The sequence below is a fragment of the Actinoplanes sp. ATCC 53533 genome (assembly GCF_003947245.1).
Map to the genome: position 1 here is coordinate 1 of NZ_QHHV01000219.1, position 10,349 is coordinate 10,349.

8 protein-coding genes are annotated in these 10,349 nt (G+C 67.2%); 2 read left to right on the plus strand and 6 right to left on the minus strand.

Features of this window, described 5'->3' with window-relative positions:
* From DMB66_RS49125 to DMB66_RS49140, 4 genes are all read right to left on the minus strand, one after another.
* A partial coding sequence (locus tag DMB66_RS49125) for a hypothetical protein (protein WP_148112845.1) occupies positions 1–345 on the minus strand: 345 nt, incomplete at its 3' end.
* A gap of 94 nt (positions 346–439) precedes the next feature.
* Positions 440–2,587, minus strand: coding sequence for an N-6 DNA methylase (locus DMB66_RS49130; protein ID WP_125810998.1), 2,148 nt, complete (start codon positions 2,585–2,587; stop codon positions 440–442).
* A gap of 1,149 nt (positions 2,588–3,736) precedes the next feature.
* Complete coding sequence (locus tag DMB66_RS49135) at positions 3,737–4,648, minus strand: nucleotidyl transferase AbiEii/AbiGii toxin family protein (RefSeq protein ID WP_125810999.1); 912 nt, start codon at positions 4,646–4,648, stop codon at positions 3,737–3,739.
* A gap of 10 nt (positions 4,649–4,658) precedes the next feature.
* Positions 4,659–5,246: a type IV toxin-antitoxin system AbiEi family antitoxin domain-containing protein gene (locus tag DMB66_RS49140; protein ID WP_125811000.1), complete on the minus strand. Its 588-nt coding sequence runs from the start codon at positions 5,244–5,246 to the stop codon at positions 4,659–4,661.
* A gap of 69 nt (positions 5,247–5,315) precedes the next feature.
* Here DMB66_RS49140 and DMB66_RS49145 point away from each other — a divergent pair, with 69 nt between their 5' ends.
* Positions 5,316–5,726, plus strand: a complete 411-nt coding sequence (locus tag DMB66_RS49145) for a hypothetical protein (RefSeq protein WP_125811001.1) — start codon at positions 5,316–5,318, stop codon at positions 5,724–5,726.
* 66 nt (positions 5,727–5,792) lie between these two features.
* Entirely contained in the window at positions 5,793–7,373 is a 1,581-nt protein-coding gene (locus tag DMB66_RS49150; RefSeq protein ID WP_125811002.1) for a diguanylate cyclase, read from the plus strand.
* 119 nt (positions 7,374–7,492) lie between these two features.
* Here DMB66_RS49150 and DMB66_RS49155 read toward each other — a convergent pair whose 3' ends face one another.
* Entirely contained in the window at positions 7,493–8,653 is a 1,161-nt protein-coding gene (locus DMB66_RS49155) for a calcium-binding protein (protein WP_125811003.1), read from the minus strand.
* Positions 8,654–8,910: 257 nt separating this feature from the next.
* Positions 8,911–10,349, minus strand: a 1,439-nt coding sequence (locus DMB66_RS49160; protein WP_148112846.1) for an RICIN domain-containing protein, incomplete at its 5' end; no start/stop codon positions are given.

Sequence of the window (10,349 nt, forward strand, 5' to 3'; positions counted from 1 at the left end):
CCGCAGCCGTGGCTGGGACAGCATCGCCCCGAATACCGCGTCGTCCTGGTGGGCGAAGGGGCGAAGCGGTCGGGTCGCCAGCACCGCGGACCGGATTCGCGGGATCGCCCAGCGCATCCACTCCGTCCACACGGCGGCAATGGCCCGACCGCTGTCGCCGCTGCCGTCGGACGTCGGCACCTTACAGCTGTCGACGTCATTGGCACGGATGAAGACCTCGAACAACCCGCGAGTGGGGGACTTAACGATGCACTCGAAGCCAGCGGGTGTCGATGTCGCGGCCACGACCGTGACCAGTTCCCCGTCGATGAGGATCCGGTCGTCTTTGGCGATGTCGACACTCACAGCTTGCCTTTCCTGCAGATCTTCACGAGCCGGTCGGAACGGGCTGGCGCCTCTGCGAAGCGGAGGTGCAGCCGCAGCCCGTGGTTCATGATCGTCACAAAGCTGCCGGAAGCCGGTCGGCGCCGACCACGAGTTCCGCAGCGATTGCGTTGGTGGAGTTGCGTGCAAGCTCCAGTCCCAGGTCGTGCGCGTTGCGTAGGGTTCGGGTGAACTCTGACAGCTTCCGGAACGCCTCACCGTACGCCCGCTGAATGTCGATTGGTATCAGCGGCACGCGCACACGGCGTAGGTCGACTCGGATGTCACCGACCAGGCTGGTGCCCATACGCTCGGCCTGTCTACTGCCGTCGCTGCTCGACAGATAGCCGGCGAGGAACCAGGGGTCGAGGATCGTCGGGTCGATGCGTAGTACATAGACACTCGACGACGGGTACGCGCCCGTGTCGTCATCGCTGGCGACTCGGGCGGCGAGATGGCGCGCGACAACCGGGACGAGGACGTCGCCGCGGCGGATCGGTGGGTTGCGTACCTCGTCGCCGTCAACGTCCCCGACCGTCGTGGCCGGCCGGCCGGCCACGATGTCAGCTGCGTTGAGGATGCGTCCTCCGACCCTGGTCGCCGGCGGGGTTTCGTCCCCGCCTTGTGTACTGGGGTTGGAGAGTGCCCTGCGGATGAACACCGCGCCGGTCTTGGTAAGTTCGCCGAGCGCCACGGGGCGAACGTCTCGCGGGTCGATCTCTGGCAACGCAGCGGAGTCTGGTGGAGTCGGGCCAAGCGCATTCAGCAATCGGAGGAACTGTTCGCGTGCGGCGGCCAGTTCGTCGTCGGAAACGCCCTGCTGCGGGGCCAGTGGCAGATGCCGACGGGGAGTGACATCGACGTCCTCATCGAGGAGTTCCGGTAGCGGTACGGCGCGTGCGATCCCAGCATGCCCGGGGTAGCCGTCTGGGTCGGCCATGAAACCGGACCACGCCTGGATAACGGTCTCGCGTATCTGGGCCCAAGTCGCGGCTGCGTCCGTTCGTGTGGCGGATTCGCGGCCGGTGGTGTCGACCACGAGAAGTGGGGTCGGGGTTGAAGAGTCATTGGGGCGGCAGAGGATCCAGATCTGAAGCGCCAGAGAGTAGTGCGCGGCAAGGCCAGGGGGAAGTGAGATGACTGCGCGTAGCGCACTGCGAGTGAGCAGTTCTCGGCGGATTCGGCGTCCGGAGGGCCGGAACGCGGCGCCCGGTGGCATCAGGAGCACGATGGTACCTCCCGGGGCGACCTGGGCCAGTGTGCGCTGCACCCAGGCCAGGTCGGATTCCATCCGGGGCGGGATACCGTACTCCCAATCGGGGTCATGCATGAGTTCCTCGTAGCCCCAGTTACGTTCGGCAAACGGGGGGTTGGAGACAACGGCGCGGGCGCGGGCGCGGGGGTAGGCAGGTCGGCGGAGCGAGTCGTCGGCTCTGATGTCGAAGGTAACGGGGGTATCGCGGGAGGAGCGGAACGCTAGGCGCAACGCCGCGATCCTGGCGACTGAGGCGTTGAGTTCTTGGCCCTGCACGCGGTGGTACCCATAGGCGACCGCAGCCAGAAGCAATGTTCCGCCGCCACAGGCGAGATCGACGAAGGACCCGGATGGAGGGCCGGTCAACTCCACCATTAGTGCGGCGAGTTCTTGGGGCGTAGTGGCAAGTCCGCTGCGGCTGGGCGAATCGAGGAATCGGGTACTGAGGGATTCGAAGATGTCGCCGCCGTTGCGGTCGGCGCCGGCGGTGGCAATGTCGACCGCCACCGTGAGCAAGGTTGACAGTCGAGCGGAGTCCACTGGGGGTAGGTGGGCGACGAGGTCGGCCACCCCCGCACCCACCGCGCCGCCGCTGACGAAGGTATGTTCGGCGCGTGTCATGAGGTTCGACCATCCGGCCTCATCGGTCGGTACCACGGTGTCTGGGTACTCCCCTAGGTGCAGCAGGAGCATGCCGACCATGGCAACGGCGTCCTCCGGCGGTATCGCTCCACCGACAGAGTCGAACGCCTGCCAGAGACGTTCCTGCGGTGCGACACCGATGACCCTGCCCTGCCGCTTGAGCCACTCCTCCACCTGCGCGAGCGCAAAGCGTGGACTGCGGTCAGTGCCGCCAACCGGCTTAGGAAAGTCATCGTGCCGGCGGCGCCAGTTGCTGACAGCGGTCGGTTTCACACCGGCGATCCGGGCAATGTCAGCAGACGTAACCTCGACCTCATCTGTCGTCATTGCCCCTCCTTGTCACATCCTGTCCGACGGCTCACCTTGAGCTTGCGACCCATGATCACAGATGGCGGCGCCGAGGGTCAACCGCAATGGTTGACAGTATTCACACCATTACTCTCCTTGTGAGTGTCCGACTGAGCAGAGCTAGGCAGGGCTCTGCCTCTGTACCTGCCGAATATTGCGTCCGCGCTGGTCGGAGACGTTCTCGGCCTAGCCCGCTGGTCGCGGCGGCCCTCGTGCTGATCTATCTGGTATCCGTGTGGCTTGCAGTCAGTGCGGCGCGGCGCAGGGATTCCTAGCCAGGACGAGCTACCTGCTGCGGCGAGCGCGGCCCGCGTGGCAGCATGGGAAGTTCCCTACGCTGGCGCGGCGGCTATGGGCACTTGAACCGATGCTGGCTGGTGGGGCTCGGCCAGGCGTAGCGTCCGACGTAACTGGCGCGTACAGCGCTCAAACGGGGTGGCTGGTGGGGCCGTGGGTGTTCCGTGGGTGATCGGATGCCAGCGACCCTGGACGGATTCCATGCCTAGAATCTGGATTTCGGCCCCGAGCAACAGCAGTCTTGACGAACACAGTGGGTAACGACCGGTCTGACCTGCTGATACTCGGCCGCATCCTCCTGGATTTGCGGGCGAGAATCCGGACGAAAATGCTTTACGTTCAGTAGCGGGGACAAAGAGCGTGTCTGAGGATTAAAAGTCCTCAGCTCTGCCATTGAGCTAGCAGCCCGCGTCAGACAGGGTACCGGACCGAGGCAGAGTCAGCCGTCCGCTGGGGGCCCTTGCCGTCGCGGGATAGGCTGCGCGCCGTTTCTGCAGCTCAAGCCTCATTTGCGCATAGCAGATGGAGTGGGCGCGTGGCGGCGATTCACAGAAACGCCCCGCCGTACGCTCGCGCTCCGGGGGCCTCCGCGTGGCTACCGAACTACGTCACGCACTCCTCGGCAATCCATGGATGCCCCTGACTGTTGCGTGACATGATCCGTCACCGCCGGTCCGCCATGCTGATGCAGTTCGGTTGGTGCTGAACCAGTGCTCGACATCCGATCACCACCGGAGCACCATCAACGACCAGTTTGACGCCGACCAAGGTGAAAGGCTCTACGAACGCGAGCAAGGCGTATAGCCGTCGGCGCCAGCTGCACGGCACGAGTTATCCGTTCCAACTGGCGCTCAGGGCGGTCCAGATCGCTCGACTCGCGACTTCAGACGCCAGTGCGGGGTCGGCGAAGGTGATCACGTCGTCGATGACCTCCGCGAAGCCCTCGGGAAGCTTGGCAGCATCTGGTCCGAGGCGGCGTCGATAGGCGGTGTAGGCGCCCGCACGGACAACGCCGTAGTCGCCGATGACCTCAGCGAGCGGCCGAAGGGTGACATCGTGGTGCTTGGAGGTCGCGGCCAGGGCGGTGAGCAGGTCTGCCGCAGTGATGTCGTGACTGCGGGTGAGCGTCCAAATGTCGACGTAGTCGCGGACCCGGCTGTTGCCGGCGCCGAGCTCGACAGCGGTGCAGAGCTTCTCCGCCAGGACGACCGGTAGTGGGTACCCCAGGATCCTCAGGCGCGGATGGCCCTCGATCAGAGTGGGGTAGTCGACGATGGTCGGTGGCGGAGCAACCGGATCGCCGGTGCTGATATCCAGGCGCAGCTTCACGACTGCTCCGGCGACGGTCGCATCCATAGCAATCCGGACCCCGCCGTAGAGGTCTCCGTCGCGGATGGTGTTCGCCTTGGCGGTGTCGGTGCGGAACTCCACGCCGTCCTCGACCGGCGCGGGCAGTGCGGCGATATCGACGACCCGCTGAAGGACCGACGCCTCGTCGAGGTTCAGGTTGCGGGCGAGGAAGTCAGCGTCGACGGTGGCGCGGCGGGCGTCCCAGGCGGCCAGCAGCATTCCGCCCTTGAGGACGAACCGGTCCGCGTACCCACTGGCCTCCAGGCGGGCGAGGAACCGCTCAAGAACGTAGATGACCATCAGCATCTGAGTCTGGCGTTCCTGTCGGCGGGCCAGATTCTGCAGGTCCAGATATGCGCGGCCACCTGCGTCGGCGCGGGTGGTTCGAGTCACGACACCTCCCTTACGATGCGGTCAGAACGTCGACCGCGGCCCGGACCGGCCCGAGCACATCCAGTGCCTTCGCGTACGTCAGGAGATCCGCGACCCGGGAGTCACGTCGGGCCAGGTAACGGCGCAGGGCGACGTGCGCAACCGACTCTCCGAGCTTGTGCCGCATTCGCATCAGGTCGACGACGGTCCGGCCCGACGAGTAGATCCTCGCCCACTCCCCCGGCGCCACTTCGACCGTATCCAGACCCAACTCGAACGTCAGCGGGTCCCAGACGAACACCTCGACCGGCGGGTGGTCGAGCTTCGGCGGCCACGTCCGGCGCGGTACGGCGATCTGGACCGCCATGGGGATCTCGTCGGTCAAGTCGTGCACCGCTGCCGCCGACAGCAGGCACACCACTGCCCGCGGAGCCCGGAGCGAGACTGCCAGCAGGTCCGGGTACGCCGCCGCCGGCGCGTCCGCCCGACGAAACACCCCCCGGGAGAGTTCGACGAGTTCTCCATCGTCTCGGGCCGCGTAGAGGTCACGTGGGTGCACACCCGCAGTCCGTGCCTGCCCCGTCGTGAAGGTCGACGGAAGCTCTGGCAACCTCCTCATGGATAGAAGGCTAGACTTCTTGCCTCCAGGTGACAAGTTATCTATCCAAGTGATCCCCCGGCGGGGCAGGTGGCGATCAAGGGAGCGACCGGGGCGACGTACACCGTCCCGGCCGCCCTGCGTGGCAAGCGGCTGACCGTGACCGCCAAGCGTCCGGCGTACCAGAACACCGCCCGGCAGTCTGCCGCGGTAACGATCGGCTGGGGAATCGCGCCGAAGGCGACGAAGACCCCGAAGATCACCGGTACGGTGCGCGCGGGCCGGACGGTGCGGGCGTCGGTGGGTGCCTGGTCGCCCAAGGCGGGTGCCTACCGGTACGAGTGGCGGCTCAACGGCAAGGTGATCAAGGGTGCCGCGGCGGCCACGCTGAAGATCAAGAAGTCCTGGGCCGGCAAGAGACTCACCGTGGTCGTGACCGCGAAGCGGGCCGGCCACCTGGACGGCCGCGCCGCCGGTGCCACCGTCAAGATTAAGCGGTAACGGCTTCGGATTTGTTCTTCATCGGCGCCTGACCGTGTCGATAGATCCCGGGGGAGGGCTGCCGATATGACCGGGTCGTCGGACGGACGCGCGGAGCTGGTCGCTGCGCTGACCGCCATCGAGGATCAGTTCGCGTGGGTCGACCTGGGCTCCCTGCAGGACGCCGTGGATCTCGAGGAGAGCGCCAACGCCCTCGGCGAGGAGGAACTGGCCGTCCGCGCCCGCATCTGCCAGGCCAAGATGTGGATGCGGATGGGCGAGGTCGCCGCGACGGCCCGCCGGGTCCGGGAGATCCAGCACTGGGGCGTCGTGCACGGCTCGGCCATGGTGCAGGCCCGCGCCCACCTGCTGTGGGCGAACGTGCACCGGCACCTGGGTGACCTCGCCGCCGCGCTCGAACACTCGTTGCTGGCCGTCGAACTGCTCGACGACACCGCGACGCCGAGCACGCAGATCTGGCACCGCGCCAAGCTCGCCGACGCGCTGGGCCAGGTCAACTCCATGGACGAGGCCCGGCTGCACTACCAGCAGTCCGAAGATCTCGCGACCACCCATCAGCTCGCCTGGCTCCGGATGGCCGTCCTCAACAACTGGGCTTACATGGAGCTGACCTGTGGTTTCGCCGAGGCTGTCCGCCAGGTCGCGGAGCGGCTGCAGGCGGTCGCCGCGGCCAACGGCTTCGAGCTCGACGGCGCGGATCTGGACACCATCGCCAACATCCAGGTGGCCAACGGGCAGTTCACCGCAGCCGAGCGGACCATCGAGCGGGCCATCGCCCGCGACGAGGGCAGCGGCGCCGAGGAGGCTGACTCCCACGCCGAATACCTGCTCACCCTGACGGCGGCCCAGCGCGGTCAGGGCGCGGGCGATCGAGCGCAGGCCAGCCTCGACGAGTGCCGCGCGCTCTGCGTCGAGCGCGAGCTGGGCGAGATCCTGGTACGGGTACAGCAGGCGCAAGCCGACCTCTACGCCGACCGGGGCGAGTTCGCCGCCGCGTTCGAGACACATCGGGAGTTCTTCGCCGCGTACCACCGGCTGCACTCGTCGCAGCGGGAAGCGCAGGCCCGCAACCGGCACGCGATGTTCGAGACCACCGAGGCCCGCCAGGACGCCGAACGGTTCCGCGAGCAGGCCCGCCGCGATCCGCTGACCGGCCTGCGCAACCGCCGCTACGTCGACGAGCAGTTGCCGCTGCTGATCGGCGAAACCGGCCGGCCGCTGGCCGTGGCGATCGTCGACCTCGACCACTTCAAACGGATCAACGACCTGTTCTCCCACCACACCGGCGACCGGGTGCTCGTCCGGGTCGCCGAGTTGCTCGAGGCCGAGCTGACCGCCGCGGCCCCGGCCGGCTTCGTCGCCCGGCTGGGTGGCGAGGAGTTTCTGGTGGTGCTGCCCGGAATCAGCGCGTCCGCCGCCGCCGAACACCTGGACCGGATCAGGAAGACCCTCCGGGATCACGACTGGCGGACCACGGCGAACGGGCTGTCGGTCACCGTCAGCATCGGCGTCGCCGAGGCCACCACGCGGACGACCCAGGCCGAGCTGCTGGCTTGCGCCGACCGGCACCTCTACACCGCGAAACGCGGCGGACGCGACCAGGTCGTCCTGAACGGCGACCGCGTCTCGACGAGCGTCGCCGCGTAGTCCGCTGCGCATAGACCTTCGACGAAAACGGCCCGGCCGTCGGGGCCGTACCCGCGGGAGTGGGTTTCTCCCCCGCCGGTGCGGCCCCGCTCGGTCGGGCCGTTCAGGTCAGCGAGCTGTTACTGCGCCGCCTGGGCGGTGGCCATGCGGGACTGGGCCTGCAGCACGGCCTTGGCCGATTCCGCCGCCTCGGTCGCGACCGAGGCACCAGCAGCCGCAGTGGGCTCCACGGGGCGCTCGCAGTTCACCTTCGTGCCGGCGTTCATCACCAGGCAGAAGTCGCCCGGCGCGGTGTTGGCGCCGCCGTCGACCCGGTCGAGGGCCGCGTTGCTGCCGACCTGCTCGCCGGTGACCTCCGAGATGTACTCGCCGAGGAGCACGTCGTTGCCGACGCCGCCGGCGATCTTGTCGTTGCCGGCCTTGCCGAACACGGTGTCGTCGCCGGCGCCGCCGGTGATCCCGTCGTTGCCCGCCTCGCCGGAGATGATGTCGTTGTCGGCATCGCCGGCGAGCACGTCGTTGCCGGCCTCGCCGAGGATGATGTCGCGACCGGCCCCGCCGGAGATCTGGTCGTTGCCCGCGCCGCCCAGGATATCGTCCTTGCCCGCGTCGCCGGAGATGGAGTCGGCGTCGGCATCGCCGGTGATCTGGTCGTCGCCCGCGCCGCCGACCAGCCGGTCCTTGCCGGAGCCACCGAAGATGGTGTCGACGCCCGCGTCGCCGAAGACCTTGTCGACGCCCGAGCTGGCCTCGATGTGGTCGTTACCGACGCCCCCGCCGATGTAGTCGTTGCCGGAGCCGCCGAAGATCGAGTCGTTGCCCGCCTTGCCGTACAGCTTGTCGTTGCCGGAGCTGCCCTGCAGCTGGTCCCGGCCGGAGCCACCGGTCAGCGTGTCGTTGCCGGAGCCGCCGTCCACCAGCAGGTAGACCGAGGTCTTGTTGGTGACCGAGTCGTTCTTGTCGCCGAGGGCGGCGCTGATCTTCGTCGTCTTCTTCGACGTCTTGCACTTGACCTTGGTCTTGTCGCCCTTGACCGCCTTGCAGCCCTTGCCGGCCTTGATGGCCACCTTGTCGTTCAGGGTGACCGTGCGGCCCGAGATGGTGATGACCAGACCATTGCTCTTACCCAGCAGGGCGTTGAACTGGACGGTGGACGAGCCGACCACCTTCGCGAGGCCGGCCGACGCCGCCTGCGCGGGCATCGCGAACAACGCGGTGGAAGCGACCGCGGCAGCGGTGCAGCCGATGCCGGCCAGCGCCTTGCGACTAAAAAGGAACATGCAGAAAAACCCCCGTGTTGGGCCGACTGATTGGTGATCGGTCGCGACTATACGTGAAGCACGCTCGCGCCGGGGCGAGCGGTGGGCTGCGAAACAACCCTTCCTGAAATGTCGGTGGTAAACGCCGGGCTCCCGGCCGATCGACGAGCTGGCTCAACGGGGAAAGTCCCGCATAAATCCACTGTGGCCATAATTACGGCCGCTCTACTCATTTCGGAAACCTGAGCTGGAACGTCCGCAGCCGCGCCACGGCCGCCTCACTTCGGTGGGACCGGCAGGGCATGCATCGTGAACGGCGACTGTCGCCCGGCAGCGACCCGCAGGCCGGCACCGCCGATGTCGTTCACGGAGTAGAGCAACGGTTGCGAGTTGTTGTCCCGCACCACGTAACCCCACGTCTGACCGCCGGAGCCAGTCCAGCTGAACGCCGTCGGATCGGTGACGATGGGCCGGGACGCGATCGTCTGCCAGGAGCCCCACTCGCCGCTCAGCTGGCCGGTTTCGAACACGGCGTGGATCTGATCGTCGGCACCACGCGCCACCACGCCGGTCCGTCCCCGCACCGGGTCCAGGACGGCGGACGGCGGACCGGCGGCCGCGAAATCGCCCACGGGCGACCACTCCGCCGGCCACGTCCCGTCGTCCTTCTGTGCCTTGCTGACGATGACACCGTCCGCGCCGCGGGAGAACACCCGCACCCAGTAGCCGGGATACACCACGGCCGAAACGTTTCCGTTCAAACCGGAACCACCGAGGTTGACCGTCGAGCTCATCGTTCCGTCTTCGTACGTGGCCGTCAGCATCGTGCCCGCCGTCGTGATCGCGAAGATCCGCAGGCTGTCGCGAAGCGCAACCACCGTCGGTGTGCCCACGATCCCGGTGAACCCGATCAGCGAACCGTCACTGGCTCGCCACGCGCCGTACGGCACGTTCTTGCCGTCCTGCGGCAGCTGCCACAACCTGCCGTTGAGGTTGCAGAAGACCACCAACTGGCCGTTTGTCGGCATTCGGCCGATCGCCGGCTGTGCCGGCAATGCGCCGCCGACATCCTCGAACGCGCCGAAGGTCGCCGCCCCCTTGGCGGTTTGAGTACCCAACCAGAGGTCGCCGTCCGCCTGGTTGCGGGCGATGACCTCCATCTTGCCGTCGCCCTGGACCCCCAGCCGCGGCTCGCCCACGTAACGCTCCCCGTTGGGCGTCGACCACTGCAGTGACATGACACTGTCCGGATTGGACTGGTGACCGATCTTGAGGCTGCCGAGGTCGTCGGTATAGGAATAGGTCAGCGGGGCCAGCGCCGTGTCGTTCGCGGAGCCCTGCATAGCGACAATCGCCTGGTTCCGGGTCGCCGGCTGCGGAACCGCGTTCGGCGAAGCAGTGGGCGGATAGGTGAACTGATCGGTCAGGTCGGTCGCCGAGGTTCCGCAGGTCTTTTGGATCAGCGGCGCGTTGTTCTGCGTGTTGTCGGGAGCGATGCTCAGACACAGCCGGCTGCTCTCCGCCACAATTCGAAACGTCGGCTTGCCGGGGACCGAACGGAATCGCCACTGGTCGTTCGTCCCCGCCGCGGTGCACGGATGATGCACGATCGGAGTGTTGGCCGTCATCAGATTGTTCTTGACGGTGACGCAGCCATCTATCACCCGGGTAGCGGGATTGAACCGCCCGATATGGTACGTACCGTCATTCAACGGGA

Excerpts from the sequence above, each read along its gene's own strand:
- DMB66_RS49130 (WP_125810998.1), bottom strand. The coding sequence starts at position 2,587 with ATGACGACAGATGAGGTCGAGGTTACGTCTGCTGACATTGCCCGGATC.
- DMB66_RS49140 (WP_125811000.1), bottom strand. The coding sequence starts at position 5,246 with ATGAGGAGGTTGCCAGAGCTTCCGTCGACCTTCACGACGGGGCAGGCA.
- DMB66_RS49150 (WP_125811002.1), top strand. The coding sequence starts at position 5,793 with ATGACCGGGTCGTCGGACGGACGCGCGGAGCTGGTCGCTGCGCTGACC.
- DMB66_RS49155 (WP_125811003.1), bottom strand. The coding sequence starts at position 8,653 with ATGTTCCTTTTTAGTCGCAAGGCGCTGGCCGGCATCGGCTGCACCGCT.